Source organism: Microbacterium lemovicicum (assembly GCF_003991875.1).
GTDB lineage: Bacteria > Actinomycetota > Actinomycetes > Actinomycetales > Microbacteriaceae > Microbacterium > Microbacterium lemovicicum.
Genome location: NZ_CP031423.1, coordinates 1,729,415 through 1,752,840 on the forward strand (window position 1 = coordinate 1,729,415; position 23,426 = coordinate 1,752,840).

21 protein-coding genes are annotated in these 23,426 nt (G+C 71.4%); 5 read left to right on the forward strand and 16 right to left on the reverse strand.

The window, feature by feature from the left end; all coding sequences use genetic code 11:
* Positions 1 to 29 precede the first annotated feature (29 nt).
* The 3 genes from glgX to glgB all read left to right on the forward strand — a co-directional run bounded on the left by glgX (position 30) and on the right by glgB (position 6,467).
* Positions 30 to 2,129 carry a glycogen debranching protein GlgX gene (gene glgX / locus CVS47_RS08050; RefSeq protein WP_127095618.1) on the forward strand — a complete coding sequence of 700 codons (2,100 nt, stop codon included), beginning with the start codon at positions 30 to 32 and terminating at the stop codon, positions 2,127 to 2,129.
* 73 nt (positions 2,130 to 2,202) lie between these two features.
* Entirely contained in the window at positions 2,203 to 4,287 is a 2,085-nt protein-coding gene (locus CVS47_RS08055; protein ID WP_206502788.1) for an alpha-1,4-glucan--maltose-1-phosphate maltosyltransferase, read from the forward strand.
* The gene (glgB, locus tag CVS47_RS08060) at positions 4,284 to 6,467 is read left to right on the forward strand and encodes a 1,4-alpha-glucan branching protein GlgB (protein ID WP_127095619.1); all 2,184 of its coding nucleotides are present in this window, start codon (positions 4,284 to 4,286) and stop codon (positions 6,465 to 6,467) included. Before CVS47_RS08055 ends, glgB begins: the two co-directional genes overlap by 4 nt.
* A 66-nt stretch (positions 6,468 to 6,533) precedes the next feature.
* On the opposite strand, the gene CVS47_RS08065 is transcribed toward glgB, so the two are convergent.
* Together CVS47_RS08065 and CVS47_RS08070 are read right to left on the reverse strand one after the other, a co-directional pair.
* Positions 6,534 to 7,487, reverse strand: coding sequence for a tetratricopeptide repeat protein (locus CVS47_RS08065; RefSeq protein WP_127095620.1), 954 nt, complete (start codon positions 7,485 to 7,487; stop codon positions 6,534 to 6,536).
* Positions 7,484 to 9,301, reverse strand: coding sequence for a DUF8094 domain-containing protein (locus tag CVS47_RS08070; RefSeq protein ID WP_127095621.1), 1,818 nt, complete (start codon positions 9,299 to 9,301; stop codon positions 7,484 to 7,486). The genes CVS47_RS08065 and CVS47_RS08070 overlap by 4 nt, the downstream gene beginning before the upstream one ends.
* 175 nt (positions 9,302 to 9,476) lie before the next feature.
* Here CVS47_RS08070 and CVS47_RS08075 point away from each other — a divergent pair, with 175 nt between their 5' ends.
* Positions 9,477 to 10,544, forward strand: a complete 1,068-nt coding sequence (locus tag CVS47_RS08075) for an AI-2E family transporter (RefSeq protein WP_127095622.1) — start codon at positions 9,477 to 9,479, stop codon at positions 10,542 to 10,544.
* 19 nt (positions 10,545 to 10,563) lie between these two features.
* On the opposite strand, the gene CVS47_RS08080 is transcribed toward CVS47_RS08075, so the two are convergent.
* From CVS47_RS08080 to rpsB, 9 genes are all read right to left on the reverse strand, one after another.
* Entirely contained in the window at positions 10,564 to 11,283 is a 720-nt protein-coding gene (locus tag CVS47_RS08080) for an alpha/beta hydrolase (protein WP_127095623.1), read from the reverse strand.
* Between the two features lies 1 nt (position 11,284).
* Complete coding sequence (locus tag CVS47_RS08085) at positions 11,285 to 11,569, reverse strand: hypothetical protein (protein WP_127095624.1); 285 nt, start codon at positions 11,567 to 11,569, stop codon at positions 11,285 to 11,287.
* 9 nt (positions 11,570 to 11,578) lie between these two features.
* Complete coding sequence (locus tag CVS47_RS08090) at positions 11,579 to 12,208, reverse strand: aggregation-promoting factor C-terminal-like domain-containing protein (RefSeq protein WP_241240323.1); 630 nt, start codon at positions 12,206 to 12,208, stop codon at positions 11,579 to 11,581.
* A gap of 209 nt (positions 12,209 to 12,417) precedes the next feature.
* Complete coding sequence (locus CVS47_RS08095; RefSeq protein WP_127095625.1) at positions 12,418 to 13,014, reverse strand: DivIVA domain-containing protein; 597 nt, start codon at positions 13,012 to 13,014, stop codon at positions 12,418 to 12,420.
* Positions 13,011 to 14,075, reverse strand: a complete 1,065-nt coding sequence (locus CVS47_RS08100) for a phosphatidate cytidylyltransferase (RefSeq protein WP_127095626.1) — start codon at positions 14,073 to 14,075, stop codon at positions 13,011 to 13,013. Before CVS47_RS08100 ends, CVS47_RS08095 begins: the two co-directional genes overlap by 4 nt.
* Positions 14,076 to 14,084: 9 nt before the next feature.
* A complete protein-coding gene (frr, locus tag CVS47_RS08105) occupies positions 14,085 to 14,639 on the reverse strand; it encodes a ribosome recycling factor (RefSeq protein WP_127095627.1) in 555 nt (184 codons plus the stop codon).
* Positions 14,640 to 14,690: 51 nt separating this feature from the next.
* Positions 14,691 to 15,410 carry a UMP kinase gene (gene pyrH, locus CVS47_RS08110; RefSeq protein ID WP_127095628.1) on the reverse strand — a complete coding sequence of 240 codons (720 nt, stop codon included), beginning with the start codon at positions 15,408 to 15,410 and terminating at the stop codon, positions 14,691 to 14,693.
* A 111-nt stretch (positions 15,411 to 15,521) separates the two neighbouring features.
* Entirely contained in the window at positions 15,522 to 16,349 is an 828-nt protein-coding gene (gene tsf / locus CVS47_RS08115) for a translation elongation factor Ts (RefSeq protein WP_127095629.1), read from the reverse strand.
* A 156-nt stretch (positions 16,350 to 16,505) separates the two neighbouring features.
* Entirely contained in the window at positions 16,506 to 17,468 is a 963-nt protein-coding gene (gene rpsB / locus CVS47_RS08120) for a 30S ribosomal protein S2 (RefSeq protein WP_127095630.1), read from the reverse strand.
* 426 nt (positions 17,469 to 17,894) lie between these two features.
* On the opposite strand from rpsB, the gene CVS47_RS08125 reads away from it, so the two are divergent.
* Positions 17,895 to 18,422: a murein hydrolase activator EnvC family protein gene (locus CVS47_RS08125; protein ID WP_127095631.1), complete on the forward strand. Its 528-nt coding sequence runs from the start codon at positions 17,895 to 17,897 to the stop codon at positions 18,420 to 18,422.
* Positions 18,423 to 18,523: 101 nt separating this feature from the next.
* On the opposite strand, the gene CVS47_RS08130 is transcribed toward CVS47_RS08125, so the two are convergent.
* The 5 genes from CVS47_RS08130 to CVS47_RS08150 form a co-directional block, all read right to left on the reverse strand.
* Positions 18,524 to 19,099 (reverse strand): DUF3060 domain-containing protein, encoded by a 576-nt coding sequence (locus CVS47_RS08130; RefSeq protein WP_127095632.1) that lies wholly within the window; start codon positions 19,097 to 19,099, stop codon positions 18,524 to 18,526.
* A 113-nt stretch (positions 19,100 to 19,212) separates the two neighbouring features.
* Entirely contained in the window at positions 19,213 to 20,193 is a 981-nt protein-coding gene (locus CVS47_RS08135) for a tyrosine-type recombinase/integrase (RefSeq protein ID WP_127095633.1), read from the reverse strand.
* A gap of 16 nt (positions 20,194 to 20,209) precedes the next feature.
* Complete coding sequence (dprA, locus tag CVS47_RS08140) at positions 20,210 to 21,454, reverse strand: DNA-processing protein DprA (RefSeq protein ID WP_127095634.1); 1,245 nt, start codon at positions 21,452 to 21,454, stop codon at positions 20,210 to 20,212.
* Entirely contained in the window at positions 21,451 to 22,977 is a 1,527-nt protein-coding gene (locus tag CVS47_RS08145; protein ID WP_127095635.1) for a YifB family Mg chelatase-like AAA ATPase, read from the reverse strand. Before CVS47_RS08145 ends, dprA begins: the two co-directional genes overlap by 4 nt.
* Entirely contained in the window at positions 22,974 to 23,336 is a 363-nt protein-coding gene (locus CVS47_RS08150; protein ID WP_127095636.1) for a YraN family protein, read from the reverse strand. The genes CVS47_RS08145 and CVS47_RS08150 overlap by 4 nt, the downstream gene beginning before the upstream one ends.
* Between the last annotated feature and the right edge of the window lie 90 nt (positions 23,337 to 23,426).

Genomic DNA, 23,426 nt, shown 5'->3' on the forward strand with positions numbered 1-23,426 from the left:
CTACGGCCGCCCTGACTACTGTAGGTCGCATGGTCCTGACGGAGCACGATCTCGCCATCGCCCCGCCGCCCGGTCTGCTCGATCCCCGGTGGGACGGTCTGGGTGTCACCCTGCACGACGGTGTGGGCACTCTCCGCGTGTGGTCGGGCCACGCCGACGGCATCCGGCTCGTCATCTTCGACGACACCGACCTCGACTGGGCGATCGAGACCCTCCCGCTCGTCGACGTCGGCGGCGGCTTCTGGGCGGTCACCACATCGCTCCTGCGTCCCGGCGCCCGCTACGCGATCAGGGTCGACGGGCCGCACGGACCGGGCAACCTGTTCAACCCCCTGTCCCTCCTGCTCGAGCCCTACTCGCGCGGGCTCGTCCGGGGCGGCGCCAACGACTGGCGCTCGGTCGTGGTCGAGGGCGGCTTCGACTGGGGCGGCGTCGCGAAGCCCGCCGTGCCGATGGATCGCACGGTGATCTACGAGGGCCATCTGAAAGGCATGACGAAGCGGCATCCGCTCATTCCCCCCGCCCTGCACGGCACGTACGCCGGCCTGGCGCATCCCGCGATGATCGAGCACCTGCGGACGCTGGGCATCACGAGCGTGCAGCTGCTGCCGGTGCACGCCTTCACCACGGAGCCCCGCCTGCTCAACCTGGGACTCTCGAACTACTGGGGCTACAACACCGTCAACTTCTTCTCGCCCCACGCGGCCTACGCCACGAAGGCCAACCGGCGCGAGGGCGCCGAGGCCGTGCTGCGCGAGTTCAAGGGCATGGTGCGGCTCCTGCACGAGGCCGGCCTCGAAGTCATCCTCGACGTCGTCTACAACCACACGGCCGAGGCCGACATCGGCGAGCCGCGTTCGAGTCTCCGCGGCATCGACAACCGGTCGTACTACCGTCAGCACCACGACGGCGCCTACATCGACGTGACGGGCTGCGGCAACTCGGTGAACACCTCGACGGATGCTGCGGCCCGCCTCGTGCTGGATTCGCTCCGGTACTGGGCCAACGACTGCCAGGTCGACGGATTCCGCTTCGACCTCGCCGCAACGCTCGGCCGCGACGCGGACCACGCCTTCACGCCCGAGCATCCGCTCCTGCGCGCCATCGTCGACGATCCGGCTTTGGCCGGAGTCAAGATGATCGCCGAGCCCTGGGACGTGGGCATGGGCGGGTGGCAGACCGGCGCCTTCGGCGACGGCTGGAGCGAGTGGAACGACCGCTACCGCGACCGGGTGCGCAACTTCTGGCTGAGCGATGTCGACTACGCCCGCCGGGCCGATGTCGCGCCGACGGGCATCGGCGGCTTCGCCGCCCGGCTCGCCGGCTCCGCCAACACCTTCAGCGCCGAACGCGGCCCGCTCGCGAGCGTGAACTTCGTCACCGCCCACGACGGCTTCACCCTCCACGACCTCGTCAGCTACGACGTCAAGCACAACCTCGCCAACGGCGAGCACGACCGTGACGGGGCCGGCACGAACCGGTCGTTCAATCACGGGATCGAGGGACCGACCGACGACGAGGCCGTGCTCGCGACGCGACGCAAGGCGATGCGCAACCTGCTGGGCACGCTGCTGCTGTCGGCCGGCCTGCCGATGCTCACCGCCGGCGACGAGTTCGCCCGCACGCAGGACGGCAACAACAACGCCTACTGCCACGACTCGGCCCTCACATGGCTGTCGTGGGAGACCGAGTCCTGGCAGGAGCATCTGGCCGAGCACGTGCGGGCGCTCACCACCGCACGGCGGGAGAACCCGGCCCTCCGGCCGACGCGCTTCGCACACGAGGATCTGCAGGTGCCGGGCGCGTCCGTCATGGACTGGTACGGCGTGGACGGCGAGACGATGGGCATCGCGGACTGGACCAGCGCCGCCCACCGCACGCTGCAGTACGTGGCGACCTCGACGCCGCACGAGGAGGAGTTCAACCGCATCCTGCTGATCGTCCACGGCGACGAGCGGCCGACCCGCGTCGTGCTGCCGCAGGTGGACGGCGTCGAGCGTTACGAATCGCTCTGGAGCAGTGCCGAGGAGCAGCCGCAGACGGATCGGGCGGTCTACGAGCCCGGCCAGGTCGTGGAGGTCGACCCCACCTCGATGCATCTGTTCCGCGCCGTCGGCGACGCCTCCTAGCACGCCCGCGCGGGACAGGCCACCACCCGGCCCGCTCCTTCGCGGGACGTGATCCGGGCGGTAGGTTCGGAACGTGGCCACACCGAAGCGCACCGCATCCCCGATCCTCACCCGCAGCGGCTCCACGATCCCGCTCCGACCTGCCGAGGCGTTCCAGACCGACGCCGAAACGCGCACGGGGCGCATCCCCCTCGCGCTGCCCTTCCCCTCCGTCCCCGGAGGCGCATTCCGGCCGACCGCCTTCGTCGGCGAGGTCGTGCCGTTCCGCGTCACGGCCTTCCGCGAGGGTCATGACCTGATCGGCGTCCACGTGCGGCTGTTCGCCCCCGACGGCACCGAGTCGCTGCATCGCCTCTCGCCCCTGAACGACGGCTTCGACCGCTGGGCCACCATCGTGTCGCCGCTCGCGCAGGGCGTCTGGAGCTTCCGCTTCGAGGCGTTCGCCGACGAGTTCGCCACCTGGGAGCACGCGGCGGAGCTGAAGATCGCCGCCGGCGTCGACGCGCCCCTCATGCGGGAGATCGGCGCGCGCCTGTTCGACGGCGCGCGGGCCGAGAAGGACCGCTCCGCCGCGGAGCGCCGCACGCTCAAGGGCGCGGCGACCGCTCTGCGCGACCCCGCCGTCGGCGACGCCACCGCGCTGGACATCGTGCGGGACCCCGCGATCGCCGCCTTCTTCGCCGATCGCCCTGTGACCTCGCTCGTGACGCTCGGCCCCCGGCAGGAGCTGCTCGTCGAGCGCGAGCGGGCCGGCGTCGGCGCCTGGTACGAGTTCTTCCCCCGCTCGGAGGGCGCGGAGCAGAAGGCCGACGGCACGATTCAGAGCGGCACCTTCCGCACGGCCACCGCGCGGCTGGCGGGCGTCGCCGACATGGGCTTCGACGTGCTCTACCTGCCGCCCATCCACCCGATCGGCCGTCTCAACCGCAAGGGGCCGAACAACACGCTGAACGCGGCACCCGGCGACCCGGGCTCCCCGTGGGCCATCGGCAGCTCCGAGGGCGGCCACGACACCGTGCACCCCGACCTCGGCACCCTCGAGGACTTCCGCGCCTTCGTCACGGCGGCACGCGCGGCCGGCCTCGAGATCGCGCTGGATCTCGCTCTCCAGGCGGCCCCGGACCACCCGTGGGTCGCAGAGCACCCCGAGTGGTTCACCACGCTGCCCGACGGCACGATCGCCTACGCCGAGAACCCCCCGAAGAAGTACCAGGACATCTATCCGGTCAACTTCGACAACGACCCCGAGGGCATCAAGGCGGAGGTGCTCAGGATCGTCCGGCACTGGATCGCGCAGGGCGTGCAGATCTTCCGCGTCGACAACCCGCACACCAAGCCGCTGCAGTTCTGGGAGTGGCTGATCGCCACGGTCACCCAGGAGAACCCCGACGTCGTGTTCCTCGCGGAGGCCTTCACGCGTCCGGCTCCAATGCAGGGTCTCGCGATGGCGGGCTTCCAGCAGAGCTACACCTACTTCACCTGGCGCAACACGAAGGAGGAGCTCGAGGAGTTCCTCACGCAGGTCTCGCAGGACACGGCCGACTTCCTGCGTCCCAACCTCTTCGTCAACACGCCGGACATCCTCACGGAGTACCTGCAGTACGGCGGCCGGCCGGCGTACCGCACGCGCGCGGCGATCGCGGCGACGGCGGCTCCGACGTACGGCGTGTACGCCGGCTTCGAGCTCTTCGAGAACGTCGCACGCCCGGGCGCCGAGGAGAACATCGACAACGAGAAGTTCCAGTACAAGCTCCGCGACTGGGCGGCCGCCGAGGAGCGAGGCGACTCACTCGCCCCGTTCCTGCGCCGGCTCAACGAGATCCGCCGTGCGCACCCCGCGCTGCGGCAGCTGCGCAACCTCACGGTCCACTGGAGCGACGACGACGCGATCCTCGTGTACGTCAAGCACCTCGACGCCGCCCTCTCCCCCGACGGACGCGCCGACACGATCATCGTCGTCGTCAACGTCGATCCGCATTCGGCCCGCGAGACGATGGTCCACCTCGACACCCGCGTGTGGGGCGTCACCCCCGGCGAGCCCTTCGAGGTCGAAGACCTGCTCTCCGGTGCGCAGTGGACGTGGTCCGACCACGACTTCGTGCGGCTCGACGCATTCACCGAACCCGTCCACATCCTGCACGTAAAGGAATCCCGATGAGCATCGACGACGCACTCCTCGACACGATCGCCGCAGGCGCGCACCACGACCCGCACGGCGTCCTCGGCCTCCACGCGGGCGCCGACGCCACGGGCGCGCAGACCTGGACCGTGCGCACGCGCCGACCCATGGCATCCGCCGTCACCGCGACGTTCGCAGACGGCACCCAGGTGCCGATGGAGCACGTGCGCTCCGGCATCTGGGAGGGCACCCGCACCGGCTCCCCGGGCGGCTACGAGATCACCGCGAGCTACGAGGGCGGCCCGGACTGGACCGCCGACGATCCGTACCGGCACCCCCCGACCGTCGGCGAGCTCGATCTGCACCTCATCGGCGAGGGGCGCCACGAGGAGCTGTGGCGGGTGCTCGGCTCGCACACCCGCACCCATGACGGCGTCGCCGGCACCGCGTTCACGGTGTGGGCGCCCAACGCCCGTGCCGTGCGCGTGATCGGCGACTTCAACGGCTGGGACGGACGGTCCCACGTAATGCGCTCGATGGGCGGCACGGGCGTCTGGGAGATCTTTGCGCCCGGCGTCGGAGCGGGCTCGACCTACAAGTACGAGATCCTCACCCGCCGCGGCGACTGGATCCAGAAGGCCGACCCGATGGCGCGCCTGGCCGAGGTGTCGCCGGCGACCGGCTCCGTCGTGACCGAGTCCGACTACCGCTGGGCGGACGACGACTGGATGACCGAGCGCGCGCGCACGACGCCGGTGTCGCGACCCATGTCCATCTACGAGCTGCACTTCGGCTCGTGGCGCCCCGGTCTGGGCTATCGCGACGGCGCCGACCAGATCATCGACTACGTCACGGAGCAGGGCTTCACCCACGTCGAGTTCCTGCCCCTCGCGGAGCACCCCTTCGGCGGCTCCTGGGGATACCAGGTCTCGGGCTACTACGCTCCGACCAGCCGCTTCGGCAGCCCCGACGACCTGCGCTACCTCATCGACCGCCTGCACCAGGCGGGCATCGGCGTGATCATGGACTGGGTCCCCGGGCACTTCCCGAAGGACGCCTTCGCCCTCGCCCGCTTCGACGGCGAGGCGCTCTACGAGCACCCGGACCCCCGTCGTGGCGAGCACAAGGACTGGGGCACGCTCATCTTCGACTACGGCCGCAACGAGGTGCGCAACTTCCTCGTCGCCAACGCGCTGTACTGGTTCGAGGAGTTCCACGTCGACGGGCTGCGCGTGGACGCGGTGGCGTCGATGCTCTACCTGGACTACTCCCGCGAGGAGGGCCAGTGGGAGCCCAACGTCCACGGCGGGCGCGAGAACCTCGAGGCGATCCGCTTCCTTCAGGAGGTCAACGGCACCTCCTACAAGCGCTACCCCGGCATCGCGATCATCGCCGAGGAGTCCACGAGCTTCCCGGGAGTGACGCAGCCCACCAGCCACGCCGGCCTCGGCTTCGGCTTCAAGTGGAACATGGGCTGGATGAACGACTCGCTGCACTACATCGCGCGCGACCCCATGTACCGGTCGCACCACGACGGGGAGCTGTCGTTCTCCTTCGTGTACGCCTTCAGCGAGAACTTCATCCTCCCGATCAGCCACGATGAGGTCGTGCACGGCAAGGGCAGCCTCTTCGGGCGCATGCCGGGCGACCACTGGCAGAAGCTCGCCAACATGCGCGCCTACCTCGCGTACATGTGGGGGCACCCGGGCAAGCAGCTGCTGTTCATGGGCCAGGAGTTCGGGCAGATGTCCGAGTGGTCCGAGGGCCGTGGGCTGGACTGGTGGATGCTGGACCAGCCGGCTCACGCGCAGCTGCAGTCCTTCGTGGGCATGCTGAACCGCACCTACCGCGGGTCGTCCGCGCTGTGGTCGCGCGACAGCGACGCCGCCGCGTTCTCCCGGCTGGGCGCTCCGTCGTGGAATCCGAACGTCATCGCCTTCGCCCGCCGCGACTGGCACGGCGGCACTGTGGCGGTCGTTTGCAACTTCTCCGGCACGCCGATCCACGACTACCAGCTGGACCTCCCGGAGGAGGGCGCCTGGCACGAGATCCTCAACTCCGACGCGCAGGAGTTCGGCGGTTCGGGCGTGGGCAACCTCGGCGTCGTCCACGCGGGCGCGGGTGGACGCGCCTCGATGGTGCTGCCCCCGCTGGGTGTGCTGTGGCTCGAGCACCGCGCCGGCGGCGACCCGCACCTCCCCTCCGCGACGCGCCGCTGAGGGAACGCCGAAGGCGGGTGAGCGATGCTCACCCGCCTTCGGCGTTCCCGGGGTCCCGGGCGATGTTCAGAACAGGAGCGTGGTGAGCGCCCGCCGCGCGGCGACAACCCGGGGATCGGCGTCGCCGACCAGGGCGAACAGCTCGAGCAGACGCTCCCGCACCGGAGCGCGCTCCTCGGACGGGAGGATCGAGAACAGGTCCAGGAGCCGCCCGAAGGCGTCCTCGACGTGGCCACCGGCCAGGTCCAGGTCGGAGGCGGCGAACTGCGCCTCGACGTCGGTCGGGCGGGAGGCCGCGGCGTCCCGCACCTCCTGCAGGTCGAGATCCTGCACGCGGGCCAGCAGGCGCACCTGTCCGAGCCCGGCACGCGCGTCGGCATCACGCGGGTTCTCCGCGAGTGCCTTCTCGTACGCGGCGACGGCGCGAGGGTAGTCCCCCGCCTCGATGGCGTCGAACGCCTCGGCGTGCAGCGGCGGGAGCGGCGGCTCCTCGGGCGTGCCCTCCTCGGCGGGCTCGGCCGCGTCGGCGGGCGTCACGGTGCCCGTCACGCCGTTCTGGGCGGCGAGCTGCAGGAGCTGACCGAGCACCTCGCGCACCTGCGCCTCGGGCACGGCCCCCGTGAACAGCGGCACCGGCTGACCGGCGACGAGGGCGACCACCATCGGGATCGACTGCGCGCGGAAGGCCTGCGACAGCTGCGGGTTGGCGTCCACGTCGACCTTCGCGAGGACGACGCGGCCGGCGAGTTCGGTGACGACGCGTTCGAGGATCGGGCTGAGCTGCTTGCAGGGGCCGCACCACTCGGCCCACAGGTCGACCACGATCGGGACGGTGCGAGACAGCTCGAGCACCTGTGCGAACGTGTCGTCGGTGACGTCCATCACGAGCGGGACGGTCGGTCCGCCCGCTGCCGCCGGAGGGGTCGCGCCGGCGGTCGCCGCGGGAGCGGCCGGGCGGTTGCGCAGCGAGGAGAGGTCGACGGCTCCGCGCAGGACGGCTCCGGGGGCGGGATCGGTCACGGGATCACTTTCGCGTCGAGGATGTGGGACGAGGCGCCCAGCAGACGGATCTTCTCCGTCGATCCCTGGCCGGGAACGTAGAAGAAGAGCTGGTCGCTGTAGGTCGTGGTGAAGCCGGTCGCGGACTGCTCCGCCCCGACGAGAGCCTTCACGGTCGGGTTGTTCGTCAGCTTGATCACCGCATCGGCGTTCGTCGGCTTCACGGTGTCGGTCTCGTTGATGTTGACCGCTACGATGGCACCGCTCTCCAGCGTAGCCAGCGCCAGCGGGGGCTGGCTTCCCGCGGACGACTCGAACGTCAGGCTGCCCGTGTCGGCCGCGGTCTGGTTGAACTCGTCGAGCCGCTTCTGGCGGTCTGCCGCAACCCCCGTGCGGAAGCTGTCGCTGTCGGCGTCGAACAGGCTGAGCGAGGTGCTCGCGTCGCCGTTGTTGAGGATGTCGGCGTACGCGGCCGCCACCTTGTCGGGCGCGAGGGTGAGGAAGTCGGACCCCGGCGGGACCTGCGGTGCGCCGACGTAGGGGGCGGCGAGCTCGGGCAGCTCGGTGGATGCCTCGAGGTTGGCCATGTAGGTGAGCTTGAAGGCGGACCACGGGTCGGCCTGGGTGAGCATCATGATGCTCGAGACCTTGTCGGCCTGGTCGTCGACGACGGTCATGACGGTGCGCGGCCAGGCGTCGTAGGCGACGGGCAGGACGATGCGCAGCGGCTTGGCCTGCACCGCGGGCAGCGCGGCATAGTCGGCGATCGAGGACCGGAGCGTGTAGTTCGTGGTGCGCTCGGCGAGCATGGCGCCGTCCAGACGGGTGGAGGCCAGAGCCTGGTCGCTCGCGGCGTCCGCCTCGGCCACGGTGTCGGCCACGCGCGCGAGGATCCGCTCCGCCTGTGCCTCGGTGACGGCCGGGGACTGCTGTCCCTCGGGCACGATCACGGATGCCGACGGCGTGGGGGTGGCCGTGCCGCCGAGGGTCGGCCAGGCGTCCGCCGAGCAGCCGGTCACCAGGAGCGCGGAGACGGCGACGAGCGGCACGAGCATGGTGCGACGACCGCGCCCGAGCGAGCGGCGCGACGCACTGCTGCTGATGACACCCTTGTCCGCCTCGGCGGTCGCGAGGTCGATCGGCTCGGTCACCGGGAGCGGCAGGCCCTTGCGGCGCGGACCCTTCGAGCGCCGGACGTGCCGGATGCCGAGGATGTACAGGAAGACGCCCACGGCCATCAGGAGGGCCCCGCCGGCGATGAGCGGTCCCGCCCACGGCGTCGCGTTGCCGATCGGCCAGGACACCGAGATGTCGGCCGGCGCGGGACTCGTTCCGTCGCCGGCGATGAGCACGCTCATGTCGGAGGGCAGCTGCAGCGGGGCCACCAGCTCGTCGTCTTGCTGGAACTCGTCGAGCCAGAGATCGGAGCCGATGGGATCGCGGGTCGCGGCGGCCGCGGCATCCGTCGCCGTCGTGTCCGTCGTGTCATCGGTCGTGGGGGCCGGCGTCGCCGTCGGCTGCACCTCGGAGGTGGTCAGCGCGCCGTTCTCGCCGACGCCGACCTGCACGTACTCCGCATCGGACAGCCACGCCTTCACGTCGGCGGTGCGCCCGTAGGCGGCGAAGATCGTGCCGCTGCCCTCGGCGCGCAGGGTCTGCGCGCCCGGGAGGCTGTTGAGGACCGATCCGTCGACGAGGACGTACGGGGTGTCCTGCGACAGGGATACGGACTCCGTCTGCGTCTTGGGGCCTTGGAACACCGTCCGCTGCGCGATGCCTGCGCCGATCATCGCGGCAGCCAGGACGAAGGCCAGAACGGCCCACACGAATCGCACGAAAGACACCTTCCCGAGGTCCGCGGGCACCCCGCTCGGACCGTCTGATCGACATTTCAGACTAGCGAAGACGACCTGAAAGTCCCCAGGGAGCAGCCAATGCCGTGTCGCGCTCGGGCCAGTCACTATCCTGACAGGACACCGCCTCGCCGTCGTCCCCGGGCAGGAGACCCCCGTGAAATTCCAGAACCCCTTCCGCGTCGCCTTCGTCGCGACGCTCGGGGTGGGCCTCGGCCTGCTGTTCATCAGCAGCGTCTCCACGCTGTCGACGATCCTCCTGTACGTCGGGACGGCGCTGTTCCTGTCTCTCGGCCTCGAGCCGGTCGTGTCGTTCCTCGAGCGCCGCGGACTGCGTCGCTGGCTCGCGGTGCTCATCACCATCGTGCTCGTGCTCGCGCTGTTCGCGGGCATCGTGCTCATGGTCGTGCCGATCATCGTCGGCCAGGTGAGTCAGCTGGTGAACACCATCACCGATTTCCTCTCCAGCCGCACGCTCGATCAGTTCCTGACCGACGTCAACCGCTGGCTGTCCGAGCGCTTCCCCGGCCTCCCGCCCGGCTTCCTCAACGACGCCATCGGCAATGCCCAGACGTGGCTCGTGGACAACTGGGGTGTCATCACCGGCGGCGTCATCAATGCGGGCATCGCCCTGTTCGCCGGCCTCGGCGGCGCGTTCATCGTGCTCATCCTGACGATCTACTTCACGGCGTCGACGCCCTCGCTCAAGAGCGCCGTCTACCAGCTGGTCCCCGCGTCCAAGCGCCCCCGCTTCATCGACCTCGCCGAGCAGATCACCGACTCCGTCGGGTACTACGTCATGGGCCAGGTCACGATGGGCGTCATCAACGGCGTCCTGAGCGCGATCTTCCTGAGCATCATCGGAGCGCCCTTCCCGGCCGTGCTCGCCGTCATCGCGTTCTTCTTCTCGCTGATCCCCCTCGTGGGCACGCTCACGGGCTCGACGATCATCGTGCTGAGCTGCCTCATCCCGGGGCTCGGATCGCCGAACGCATGGTGGATCGCGGCCATCTACTACCTGATCTACATGCAGCTCGAGGCCTACGTGCTGTCGCCGAAGGTCATGAACCGGGCAGTCTCCGTGCCGGGTGCGGTCGTGGTCATCGCTGCCCTGGCCGGCGGCTCGCTGCTCGGCCTGCTCGGCGCGCTCATCGCCATCCCCGTGGCCGCCAGCGTGCTGATCATCTACCGCCAGGTCATCATCCCGCGGCAGAACGAGCGCTGACCCGCTTCACGGAGCGGGCTCAGCCGAGCGGACCGTCCCACTCCAGCGGCAGCGGCAGAGCGGCGGGATTGACCGCTCCGACGATCTCGGTGAGCACGCGACGGGTCTGCGACTCCCCCACCCACAGGTGCCGGCCGCCCTCGACCGGGATGAGCACGGCGTCGGGGATCGACGCGAACCGCTCCGCCGCGGCATCCGGTCGCAGGTAGTCATCGAGTTCGGGGATGAGGGCGATCACGTGCCGGTGGTCCCCCGCCCAGGCGGCGACCTCGTCATCGGTGGCGCGGTGCAGCGGCGGCGAGAGCAGCACGACCCCCTCGACGGCGTGGTCGCGGCCGTACTTCAGCGCGAGCTCCGTGCCGAACGACCACCCCACGAGCCACGGGCGCGGCAGCCCGCGGTCGGTCACCAGGTCCATCGCCGCCGCGACGTCGAAGGCCTCGCTCCGGCCGCCGTCGAAGGCGCCCTCGCTGGTGCCCCGCGGCGACGTGGTGCCGCGCGTGTTGAAGCGCAGCACGGCGAGATCCGCCAGGGCCGGCAATCGCGCCGCGGCCTTGCGGATGATGTGCGAGTCCATGAACCCGCCCGCGGTCGGCAGCGGATGCAGTGTCACCAGGGTCGCGACCGGGTCGCGGTCCACCGGGAGCGCGAGCTCGCCGACGAGCGTCAAACCGTCGAGCGTCTCGAGCTCGACCTCTTCCCGGCGGGCGGGAAGCAACAGCGGTCCGCGAATCTCCATGTCAGCTGATCCTCCAGCAGTGGGTGTGCCAATGTCTCCGTGCCGCGAGGTCGGCTCCGTCGCCGAGGACCCCGTCGGCGCGCCACGCGACGAGGTGCGCGACGCCGGCCTCGATGACCCGGCCGCAGCCGGGGCAGATGTAGGACTTCACCGCCTGCGTCTCGGACACGGGCTGGATCGTCCACTCCTGCCCGCGGCGCACCTCGGTGCGCTTCCAGCCCGACAGCAGGCGGGCGAACGAGTCGTCGTCCGGCTGCTCGGAGCGCCGGCGGTGGGAACGGGGCATGGCGACGCGTCACCACCAGTGGTTGGACGTCCAGAAGGCGTAGGCCGAGGCCCAGCTTCCATAGCGTCCGACCGCGTAGCCGTTGCCCCACCGCAGGTTGTCGACCGGGTCGTAGCCGTTGCCCGGCACCTTGCTGCACGGCAGCGCCTGCACGAGCCCGCATGCTCCCGAGGAGCTGTTGGTGGCGTTCGGGTTCCAGCCGCTCTCGCGGCTGACGATGTAGTCGACGTAGCCCCAGTCGCCCTCGGCGATGCCCGCCGCCGACATCCACTCCGACGAGGATCCTCCGCCGGTGTAGTACGGCCGGGCTGCGGCCACCGGCTCGCTCGACGACGACTCGTCGGACGAGCTCGTCTCCTCGGGTTCGGGCACCGGCTCGGGCGTCGGAGTGGGCTTCGGGGTGACGTACACCTCGTAGCTGTCGCGGCCCAGGTCCATCGCAGCGGCCTCCGCCTTCGCGGCGGCCTCTCGTCCGGCGGCGTAGCCGGCCGCGTACGACTGGCTGTCGTCGAGGGCGCTCGCGTACAGGGTCACGGGGAGCGGCTGCGCCTCGGCGCTGGCGCGCGTGAGCGTCACCCCCAACGGCCCGGCGTAGGCGGCGACGAAGCCGACGGCGGCGACGGCGGCGAAGACGGCCACGACGCCGCGCCGACGCGACCAGCGGGGGGACGACGAGGATGCTGCGCCGACGGGTCGCTCGTCACGATGGGCGATCGCAGTCCCATGGGGAGTGGCGCGGGAGGCGACATCCCTCTCGCGACGAGCCCGGCGCGTGGACGCAGGAGTCAGATCGTCGCCGGGAGTCACAGTGCGGCCGAGTCTACCCGGAGCCCCGGACCGGTGCCAGGTCAGACGACGGCGAGCATGACCTCGACGACGGCGTCGAGCACCGCGTCGACCTGCACCTCGCGGTAGCCGCCGCGCTGCATCCGGAACGCGATCGAGCGCACCTGCTCGACGGTCACGGCGTCGCCCGACTCGAGGTAGCGCGCCAGCTTGTCGGCGATCAGGTCGACCTCATCGACGCGGTACCCGTAGTGCAGGAAGCCGACCCGCTCGAACCGGTGCCGCGGCGGCCGCGTCAGGCGGTCGAGGATGACCTGACCGGTCTCCCGCGTGCGTCCGACCCAGGCCCGCGCTCCGCGCGAGCTCACCGCACGGCTGCGCTCACGCCCGGCGAAGGCGTCCTCGATGCGCGAGAGGGCGGCGTCCACCGCGGCGATCGCGTAGCCGTGGCGCACGAGGGGGAAGGCCACGCGGCGCACGTCGGCGGCGTCCAGCTCGGCATCGGCGGGATCGGCCTCAAAGGAGGTGCGCGCCGCCTCCAGGAACGTGTCGACGGCGGCCTTGTCGTACCCCTTCGTGCGTCCCGTCGTGGACGGGAACGGAGCGGGCGCCGTGCCTCCGTCGGGGCCGACGGAGGTGGACGCGTCGTCGAGGGTCATGAGGCCGCCAGAGGGGAGAGCAGGTAGAAGAGGGCGAGGGCCGCGGCGACGGAGGGCAGGATCGAGTCGAGGCGGTCGAGCACTCCCCCGTGACCGGGCAGCCACGAGCTCATGTCCTTGATGCCGAGGTCGCGCTTGACCATCGACTCGCCGAGGTCGCCTGCTGTCGCCGTGACCAGGATCAGCGCGCCGAGGATGAGACCGCACCACCAGGGCAGACCGAGCATGAACAGCGCGACCAGGACGCCCGTGACGAGGGCCGCCGCCGCCGCTCCGGCGAAGCCCTCCCAGGTCTTCTTCGGGCTGATCTTTGGCGCCATCGGGTGCCTGCCGAAGGCGAGGCCGGCCGAGTAGGCGCCGGTGTCGGAGGCGACGACCACGATGATGAACGCGAGCACCCACCACTCGCCGCCCTCCTGACGCAGCAGGAGCACGCACAGGCTCGCGAGGAAGGGCACGTAGAGCTGCACGAAGCCCGCGATGAGCACGTCGCCCAGCACGCCGGCGTACGTGCGCCCGTCATTCGCGACCATCTGCGCGATGAGGCGCCACACGATGACGAACGCCACGGCGAGGAACAGGGCGATCCAGTGCAGCCAGGAAGCCAGGAAGAGCCCGGCCGCGACGAGCATCGTGCCCGCCACGAGCTGCGGGACGAGATCGACGCGGCGGCCCGTGGTCTGGAGGGCGCGCGCGAGCTCGAAGATGCCGAGGGTGCTGGCGCCCAGGGCGAACAGGACGAAGCCCCACTTGAAGAAGATGAGGGATGCTACGAGCACGGCTCCGATGGCGAGCGAGATGCCGATCGCCACGATGAGGTCGCGTCCGGTCCGCTCCTTCAGCCGCTCGTTGGCCTGATCGAACTCAGCCCGGGCATGCGCCACCTGCGACTCGAACTCGGTGCGCGCAGCACGCACCTGCGACGAGAAATCGCCGCCGTCGGCGCGCACGGAGCCTTCGGGCTGCCCGCGACGCGCGGCCGCGGCATCCCGTCGGGAAGGCGTCAGCGCCGGATCGTCCGCTGTGTCGCCGGTCGGCTCTGCACCGGGCGCGTCCGTCATGTGGAGTCCTCAGACCTCGAGCAGCTCGGCCTCTTTGCGCTTGAGCGCCTCGTCGATGGCGTCGACGTGGGCGCGCGTGAGCGCATCGAGTTCCTTCTCGGCACGTGCGAGCTCGTCCTCGCCGAACTCGCTCTTGAGCTCGTCGAGGTCGTCCTTCGACTTGCGACGGATGCCGCGCACGTGCACCTTCGCGTCCTCGCCCTTGCTTCGCGCGAGCTTCACGTACTCCTTGCGACGCTCCTCGGTGAGCTCCGGCATCGTGACGCGGATGAGGTTGCCGTCATTGGTCGGGTTGGCGCCGAGGTTCGGGATGTCGCGGATCGCCTGCTCGATGTCCTTCAGCACGGACTTGTCGTACGGCGTTACCAGCACGGTGCGGGCCTCGGGGTTGCTCACCGAGGCGAGCTGGGCGAGCGGGGTGGGCGAGCCGTAGTAGCCGACCAGGACCTTCTGGAAGAGCTGCGGGTTCGCGCGGCCCGTGCGGACGGTCGCGAAGTCCTCCTTCGCTGCCTCCACGGCGCGGTCCATGCGCGCTCCGGCATCGGCCAAGACGTCGGCGATCACGGTGACTCCTTCGGTTGAAACCTGAGTGCCCAGTCTAGCCGCGGGGCCTCGTCACGCCGTGACGAGCGTGCCGATGGATTCGCCAAGGAGGGCGCGCGTCACGTTGCCGGCCGGCTCCATGCCGAACACCCGCATGTCCATCTTGTTGTCCATGCACAGGCTGAAGGCCGTCGAGTCGACGACCTTCAGTCCGCGCTGCAGCGCGTCGAGGTAGGTGATGCGATCGATCTTCGTCGCCGCGGCATCCTTCTTCGGGTCCGCGGTGTAGACGCCGTCGACGCCGTTCTTCGCGACGAGGACCTCCTGCGCGTCGATCTCGAGGGCGCGCTGCGCCGCGACGGTGTCGGTGGAGAAGTAGGGCAGGCCCGCGCCGGCGCCGAAGATGACGACGCGGCCCTTCTCCATGTGACGCTCCGCGCGCCGCGGGATGTACGGCTCGGCGACCTGGGTCATCGAGATGGCGGACTGCACGCGCGTCGCGGCTCCGGCCTGCTCGAGGAAGTCCTGGAGCGCCAGGGCGTTCATGACGGTTCCGAGCATGCCCATGTAGTCGGCGCGACCGCGGTCCATGCCGCGCTGGCTCAGCTCGGCGCCGCGGAAGAAGTTGCCACCGCCGACGACCACGGCGATCTCCACGCGATCGACCGCCGCGGCGATCTCCCGTGCCATCTGGCTGACGACGTCGGGGTTCACCCCGAGCTGCCCCCCGCCGAACGCCTCTCCGGACAGCTTCAGCAGAACGCGGCGGCGTCCGGTCATCTCATCGATCACGTCAGGGGGTCCTCTCGTCGCGCTTCCAAACTAGCGGCGTCGGGGTGCGGCATCCGCCCCCCGCGCACGGAAAAGGCCCGCACCGTCGCCGATGCGGGCCTGAGCGGCGTCTTACGCGCCGACCTTGAACCGGGCGAACCCGGTCAGGGTGAGACCTGCGTCCTTGGCGACCTGCGCCACGGACTGCTTGTTGTCCTTCGCGTAGTCCTGGTCGAGCAGGGAGACCTGCTTGAAGAAGGCGTTGACGCGACCCTCGACGATCTTGGGCAGGGCGGCCTCGGGCTTGCCCTCGTTGCGGGAGATCTCGGTGACGATCTCGCGCTCCTTGTCGACGTCGGCCTCGGGGACCTCGCTGCGCGTGAGGTAGGACGGGTTGGCGAAGGAGATGTGCTGAGCGAGGCTGCGAGCGGTCTCCTTGTCGTCACCCGAGTACGCCAGGACCACGCCGACCTGCGGGGGCAGGTCCTTGCTGGTCTTGTGCAGGTAGACCTCGAAGTGCTCGCCGGTGAGGGTGCGCACGCGACGGAGCTCCACCTTCTCGCCGATGATGGCGGCCTCGTCGGAGATCAGCTGCTCGACGGTGACGTCGCCGGCGGGCGCTGCGAGCGCGGCCTCGACGGAGTCGGCCGAGACGGCGGCGGCCGCGTCGGCCACCTTGTCGGCGAGGGCGATGAAGCGCTCGTTCTTCGCGACGAAGTCGGTCTCGCAGGCCAGCTCGATGAGCGTGACCTTGCCGTCGCCCTCGCGAGCGGCGATGAGGCCCTCGCTGGTCGAGCGGTCGGCGCGCTTCGCGTTGCCCTTCGCGCCCTTGAGGCGGAGGATCTCGACGGCCTTCTCGACGTCGCCGTCGGCCTCTTCGAGAGCCTTCTTGGTGTCGACCATTCCGGTGCCGAGCTGCTCGCGCAGCGCCTTGATGTCGGCGATGGTGAAGTTGGCCATGGTGTGGCTGCTCCTGTTTCTGCTGGATCGATGCGTCGTGTGCGTGGGGGGAGGATGCGACGGCGAGGTCGTCGCGGCGATACGCGACGGACCTCGCCGAGCGGATCCGAGGCGGGTGTCGAGCGGCGATCGGCCGCTCGTCACCCGCCGGGGGTGTTACTTGGCGTCAGCGGCCTCGGCGTCGGCGACCTCGGCGGCCGGCTCGCCCGCCTCGGCGGCGACGGCCGAGTCGTGCGCAGCGGCGCCCGCGGCGTCGGCGTCGGACTCGGTGGCGGCGATGGTCTCGGCCTCGACGTCGACCGCGTCAGCGGTGTCCGTCGCGGCGATGTTCTCGTCGGCGACCTTCTCGGTGCCCGCGGAGCCCTGCTCGAGCAGCTCGCGCTCCCAGTCGGCCAGGGGCTCGGCGGCCTCGGACTCGTCGGTGGGCTGGTGACGCTGGATCAGGCCCTCGGCCGCGGCGTCGGCGATGATGCGGGTGAGCAGGCCCACCGAGCGGATCGCGTCGTCGTTGCCGGGGATCGGGTACTGGAACTCGTCCGGGTCGGCGTTCGTGTCGAGGATGCCGATCACGGGGATGCCGAGCTTGCGCGACTCGTTGATCGCGAGGTGCTCGCGCTTGGCGTCGATGACCCAGATCGCCGACGGCGTCTTGGTCAGGTTGCGGATTCCGCCGAGCGACTTGTGCAGCTTGTCGAGCTCGCGCTTCTTGATCAGCAGCTCCTTCTTGGTGAACCCGCTCGCGGCGGGGTCCTCGAAGTTGAGCTCCTCGAGCTCCTTCATGCGCGCGAGGCGCTTGGAGACGGTGCTGAAGTTGGTCAGGAGACCACCGAGCCAGCGCTGGTTGACGTAGGGCTGGCCGACGCGGGTCGCCTGCTCGGCGATGACCTCCTGGGCCTGCTTCTTCGTGCCGACGAAGAGGACGGTGCCGCCGTGGGCGACGGTCTCCTTCACGAACTCGTACGCCTTGTCGATGTACGACAGCGACTGCTGGAGGTCGATGATGTGGATGCCGGAGCGCTCGGTGAGGATGAAGCGCTTCACCTTCGGGTTCCACCGGCGGGTCTGGTGTCCGAAGTGCACGCCGCTGTCGAGCAGCTGGCGGATGGTGACGACGGCCATGGCCGTTCTCCTGTTCTCGGCGCGAATGCGCCGTCTGCGGTTGTCTCCGCCGGTGCGTTCGACCGGCGATCCTGGTGCCCCGGCTCCATGCCCGCACCCGCGGAGGACCGCGGGAGACCGATGGGTGGGGATGCCGCGCCTGACCCTGATCCGCAGACCGGGATCGCAGCGCTGAGGGCACGCGAAGTCACCCCGATATCCGAGGTGCAGTTCTCAGTGTATCAGCCGGGTCGCGCGTCCTCCCCATGGTGGCAGGGGCGCCCCGTTCCCCGGAGCGAGCTGGTGGCGGCGTCCGGCGCCGGAGGACTGCACGACAGTGGACGGATGCTGCTCCCGACCGTGCATCCCCGCGCAGCGTCAGGGCGGGCCCGACGTGCGCGGCAGCGTTCTTCCCGGCTTCTCTGGGCCGCCGCGATCGTGGTGTCGATGGTGAGTTCGGGTGGACCGGCTGCAGCCGACCCCGGAGCGGGGGTCGCTGCCGTCGACTCGCGCGCTGCGATCACGGGTCCGACGGCGGGTTCGGCCACGGAGGCGGTCGACCTCGCGGCGCTCGGATGGGTGTGGCCGGCCGAGCCGTTCCGACTTGTGCGTCCGTTCGCGGCACCCGCGCACGAGTACGGGCCGGGACACCGCGGCATCGACCTCGATCTGGTGGGCGGGGAGGCGCTCCGCGCGCCGGCGGACGGAGTGGTGGCGTTCGCCGGGTCGGTGGCCGGACGTGGCATCCTCACGATCGATCACGGCGGCGGGCTGGTCACGACGCTCGAGCCGGCCGCGTCGGACCTCGCTCCCGGCACGATCGTCGCGCGCGGAGCGCCGGTCGCCACCCTGGGCTCGGGCGGGCATGCGGCGGCCGGCACGGTGCACTTCGGTGTGCGGCTGGACGGGCGTTACATCAACCCGCTGCTGCTCCTCGGTGACATCCCCCGGGCGGTGCTGCTGCCGTGCTGCTGACGCGCGCCGCCTCGCCGCGTGCGTTCGTCGGTTCCGCGCGGACGAGGATCTCGATGCGCTGACACGCCCCTGCGGCCGACAGCCGTGCGCGGTTCGGCAGGTCAGTCGCCGGTGCGGACGGAGTTGCGCTGGCCCTGGTCGAGGACGGTGCCCAGCTCCGTGGCCGTCACGGAGTTGTCGTTGCCGTTGACGGCGACGGATCCTGCCCGCGCCTGCACCTCGACCTCGTTGCGGTCGCCGTTGAGCACGATGGAGTCGATGGCGCTCACGTCGACCTCGTTCTCCTGGCCGGCCACCGTGAGCGTGTTGACGTCGCCGGCGTCGACCTCGGCCCGATCCCCCGCGATCTCCAGCGTCCCGATCCGGGCATCCCGCGCGTCGAGCTCGATGTCGGCGCCGGCCACCACGACGTACGGGCAGTCGCCGGTGACCGTGTGGTCCCGGGCGTCGTCCGCGACCGTGACGGCCGCTCCGCCGCAGTCGACCGGCCCGGCAGAGCCCTGAGTGCGGGAGGAGCCGGACGTCGCATCTCCGGCCGAGGTGCTCGTTCCGGGCCGCGGGGCGGAGTCGCCGCCGTTCGAGGAGGAGCCCATCGGGACGCAGCCGGACAGGACGACGGCCAGCGCGCCCGCGGTCGCGAGCGCGGCGATGGAGTGACGGGCCGAGCGTGTGCGCATGAGTCCAGGTTAGGCGCAGGGGCCACCGGAACGTCTCGCGCCTCCCCGTCGTGGCGGAGTGCGCCGGGGCGGCGTGCGCCGGGGCGGCGTGCCGCCCGCGGCGGCGTCGAGCGTCAGGCGCGCGGGTGGGCGAGCTTGTACGTCGAGACGAGCCGCTCGCTCGACACGTGGGTGTAGATCTGGGTCGTGCCGAGGCTCGCGTGGCCGAGCATCTCCTGCACCGAGCGCAGGTCGGCACCACCGTCGAGCAGGTGGGTGGCGGCGGAGTGCCGCAGGGCGTGCGGACCGGTGGCCGACGACCCCATGGCCGCCCCGACGGTGCGCGAGACCAGGTCGTACACGGTGCGCGTGGAGAGCCGCCCGCCCCGCGCTCCGAGGAAGAGGGCCGGTGCGGAGGTCAGACCTGCGTCGCGCGCCGTCGTCCGCTGCGCGGTGCCGGCAGCTCCACCTCGGCCGCCGTTCGTCGGATCCGCCGCCCGAGCCCGCAACGCCGGGCGCCCGGTCCGCAGATAGGCGTCGAGCGCCGCGGCCGCCGGTCCGCCGAACGGCACGACGCGATCCTTCGACCCCTTGCCGCGCACCCGGGCGGTGCGGCGTCCGAGGTCGACGTCGCCGTCGTCCAGCCCGCACAGCTCCGACACGCGCACCGCCGCCCCGTAGAGCAGTTCGAGGACGGCGTGGTCGCGCAGCGCGAGCGGGTCGCCGTCCGCGGTACGGGCGGCCGCAGCATCCAGGACCTCCTGCATCGAGGCCGCCGAGGCGACGGCGGGCAGCGTCCGCGCGCGCTTGGGGGCGATGAGACGCAGGCTCGGATCCGTCTCGATGAGACCGCTCTCGAGCGCCCAGGCGAAGAAGGCGCGGGCCGCCGCGGTGCGACGGGCCACGGTCGCGCGCGCCGCTCCCGACTGGGTGGCACGCCACGCCCACTCCCGCAGATGCTCGAGGTCGACGTCGGTGAGCTCGGTCACGGCGGGTGCGACCGTCGCGGCCAGGTCGGCGAGGTCGCTGCGGTAGGCGCGCACGGTGGCGGGCGAGAGGCGGCGCACGTCGGCGAGGTGCGCGGTCCACGCCGCGATGGCCTCCTCGATGCGCATGCTCCCAGCATGCCCGTCACCGCCCGATGCCCGGGGACGCCGCGCGCGGGAGCATGCGCCATCCCGCCGAGCCGCTCTGCACGCCTCCCTCGAGCAGGAGCAGGCCCAGCACACCCTCGACGTCCTCCTGCGCCATCCCGGCGAGGCGGGCGATGTCGCCGCCGGTCCGCCACGTGCGCGTGCTGAGTGCGTCGAGCACGCGCGAGCGATCGTCGGTGCGCGGGCGGTGCTCTGCGAGCGGGTCGCCGGAAGTCGGCCACAGCGCGTCGCCGTCCAGCGCGAGCAGCTCGCGCGCGTCATCGGCGGAGGTGATGCAACGGGCGTCGAACTCCCGCAGGAGCCGATGGCACCCCGTCGACGCCGCGCTCGTGATCGGTCCGGGCACCGCGCCCAGCGGGCGCCCGAGCGACGCGGCGTGCGCGGCGGTGTTCAAGGAACCGCTGCGCCAGCCCGCTTCGACCACCACCGTGGCATCGCTCAGCGCGGCGATCAGCCGGTTCCGCTGGAGGAATCGCCACTTGGTCGGCGCGGTGCCGCACGGCGCCTCGCTCACGACCGCCCCCGTCGACACGATGCGACCGATGAGGTCGGAATGGCCCACGGGATAGGGGCGATCGACACCGCCGGCGAGAAGTGCGAACGTCGTGCCGCCGGCCCCCAGCGCGGCACGGTGGGCGGCTCCGTCGATGCCGTAGGCCGCCCCCGACACGATGGTGATGCCGGTGGCGGCCAGGCTCGCGCCGAGCTCCACCGCGACGGCCTCGCCGTAACCGGTCGCCGCGCGCGCTCCCACCAGGGCCAGCGCAGGGGCCGGCGCGGAGAGGAGCGCGGGATCACCGCGCACCCACAGAGCCAGGGGCGCGTGCGCTCCGAGGTCGTCCACCCGGGCAGGCCAGTGCTCATCCTCTGGACACAGGGAGACGCACCGCGCCCTGCGGGCCGCTTCGAGCGCCGTCCGCACGGCGTCGCCCGCCCGTCTCGGCAGCCAGCGGCGCGCACCCCGGTCGCCGTCGGACGCATCGATCCCCGCGCGCACGAAGACGTCCGGCGCCATGTCGACGCGCAGCTCCCCCAGCGCCGCCGCCGGCCCGAGGGCGGACACGAAACGGTGTGCGACGCTGTCCCCGGGCTCGACCAGGGTGCTCCACACCAGCCGCGCATACCGATCCTCCACAGCCTCGTCGGACATCGCTTCCACTCCGCCCACGATGCCGCTCAGCGCCTCGCGCGCGGAGCGCGGATCCAGGTCGGGACCGGTCATGCGGTGATGCCCCTTTTCAGGAACAGGGCGCGACCGATGTGCTGCGCGTCGAGGCGGTCATGTCGGCTGAGATCCGCGAGCGACCACGCCACGCGCAGCACCCGGTCGTAGCCGCGCAGCGTGAGGGAGCCGCGGTGCAGCGCCGCATCGAGCGGCCGTCGCACGACGGGCGGCGGCGCGAGCGGCCCCTGCCTCAGCCATGCACCCGACACCTGCGCGTTGAGCCGCCACGGCGTGGCGCGGAGGCGCCGTGCGGCTCGTTCGCGCGCCTCGCCCACCCGGACCTTCGCCTCCGCCGTGGTGGTGCCGGGTTCGGCGGCCCCGGCGTGGGCGACGGACACCCGCCGCATCGAGAGCTCGATGTCGATGCGGTCGATCAGCGGACCGGAGAGGCGGCCCAGGTAGCGGCGGATGGCGATCGGCGGGCAGACGCACGCGCCGCCGGGCACGCCGTAGTTGCCGCACGGACACGGATTGGTCGCCACGACGAGCTGGAATCGTGCGGGGAAGGATGCCGTCGCCCCGGCCCTGCTGATGGTGATGGCTCCGCTCTCCAGAGGCTGCCGCAGGGCGTCGAGCGCGGAGGAGGCGAACTCCCCGGCCTCGTCGAGGAAGAGGACGCCGTCGCTCGCGCGGGCGATCGCCCCGGGACGGATCAGGCGGCTCCCGCCGCCGACGAGGGCCGCGACGCTCGCGCTGTGGTGCGGGGCCTCGAACGGCGGTGTGCGCTCCAGGTCGGCGATCCGCTCCCCCGCCAGCGACCGGATCGACGCCGACGCCAGGGCGGCTTCGTCGTCGAGCGGCGGGAGGATGCCGGGGAGCCGCTCCGCGAGCATCGTCTTGCCGGCGCCCGGAGGTCCGCTCATGAGGATGTGGTGACCGCCGGCGGCCGCGACGACGAGGGCGTCGACGGCGTCGCGCTGGCCGATCACCTCGGCGAGCTCGCGATCGGGTGCCCGCAGCGTCGTCGTCGCGGGCTGGGTGACGGGCTCGCGCTCCCGCACGGCGATGTCGGCGCCGTGCCAGCGTGCGACGTCGCCGAGACTGACCGCTCCGAGCACCTCCACGCCCTGCACCAGCCGTGCCTCCTCGAGGTTGGCGTAGGGCACCACGACGCGGCCGATTCCCGCGCGGGCGGAGGCGAGCACGGACGGCAGCACGCCCGGAATGGGCCGGAGTCTCCCGTCGAGTCCGAGCTCCCCGAGGTGCACCGTGGCGGCCACGGAAGCGGCATCCATCGGAATCTCCGTGGCGAGGCACGCGATGGCCACCGCGACGTCGAAGCCGGACCCCTGCTTCGGAAGGCTCGCGGGTGACAGGTTCACGGTCAGGCGTCGGCGAGGCAGCGGCAGGTCGCTGTTCGCGCACGCGTTGTGGACGCGCTGCACGGCCTCGGCGAGCGCCTTGTCGGGCAGGCCGATGATGCGGAAATCGGGGATCTGGTTGGTGAGGTCGGCCTCGACCTCCACGAGCGCGCCCTCCAGCCCCGCGAGCGCGACGGCCCACGTCCGAGCGACGGTCATGCGACGTCCTCGAGGTGCTCGAGCCGAGCGGTGCGCGGATCGGGGCCGGTGATCGCGACCGCGTCGACGCGCAGGCGTCGGCCCTGCACGGCGGCGGGATGAGCGGCGACCCAGGCCATCGCGAGCCGCCAGAGCCGGCGGCGCTTGCGCGCATCGATCGCTTCGAGCGGATGGCCGAACGCCTCCCCCGCGCGCGTCTTGACCTCGACGACGACCAGCGCGGACGCCGTCGCGGCCACGAGGTCGAGCTCACCCTCGCCGGTGCGCCAGTTGCGGTCGAGCACCTCCCACCCCAGGGATCGCAGATGCTCCTCGGCGCGGTCCTCGCCCGCGCGCCCTCGTTCGTCCTTCTTCGCCATGACGCGATGCTCGCGCGGCGGAGACGCTCAGAATGGGCGGAGCGAGCCGATCGGAGGCATGACCGCAGTCATCACCCGCTGGGGAGGAGC

Coding starts and splice junctions, on each gene's coding strand:
- glgX (WP_127095618.1), top strand. CDS start 30: ATGGTCCTGACGGAGCACGATCTCGCCATCGCCCCGCCGCCCGGTCTG.
- glgB (WP_127095619.1), top strand. CDS start 4,284: ATGAGCATCGACGACGCACTCCTCGACACGATCGCCGCAGGCGCGCAC.
- CVS47_RS08080 (WP_127095623.1), bottom strand. CDS start 11,283: ATGGAGATTCGCGGACCGCTGTTGCTTCCCGCCCGCCGGGAAGAGGTC.
- CVS47_RS08085 (WP_127095624.1), bottom strand. CDS start 11,569: ATGCCCCGTTCCCACCGCCGGCGCTCCGAGCAGCCGGACGACGACTCG.
- CVS47_RS08095 (WP_127095625.1), bottom strand. CDS start 13,014: ATGACCCTCGACGACGCGTCCACCTCCGTCGGCCCCGACGGAGGCACG.
- CVS47_RS08100 (WP_127095626.1), bottom strand. CDS start 14,075: ATGACGGACGCGCCCGGTGCAGAGCCGACCGGCGACACAGCGGACGAT.
- tsf (WP_127095629.1), bottom strand. CDS start 16,349: ATGGCCAACTTCACCATCGCCGACATCAAGGCGCTGCGCGAGCAGCTC.
- rpsB (WP_127095630.1), bottom strand. CDS start 17,468: ATGGCCGTCGTCACCATCCGCCAGCTGCTCGACAGCGGCGTGCACTTC.
- CVS47_RS08125 (WP_127095631.1), top strand. CDS start 17,895: ATGGTGAGTTCGGGTGGACCGGCTGCAGCCGACCCCGGAGCGGGGGTC.
- CVS47_RS08130 (WP_127095632.1), bottom strand. CDS start 19,099: ATGCGCACACGCTCGGCCCGTCACTCCATCGCCGCGCTCGCGACCGCG.
- CVS47_RS08135 (WP_127095633.1), bottom strand. CDS start 20,193: ATGCGCATCGAGGAGGCCATCGCGGCGTGGACCGCGCACCTCGCCGAC.
- dprA (WP_127095634.1), bottom strand. CDS start 21,454: ATGACCGGTCCCGACCTGGATCCGCGCTCCGCGCGCGAGGCGCTGAGC.
- CVS47_RS08145 (WP_127095635.1), bottom strand. CDS start 22,977: ATGACCGTCGCTCGGACGTGGGCCGTCGCGCTCGCGGGGCTGGAGGGC.
- CVS47_RS08150 (WP_127095636.1), bottom strand. CDS start 23,336: ATGGCGAAGAAGGACGAACGAGGGCGCGCGGGCGAGGACCGCGCCGAG.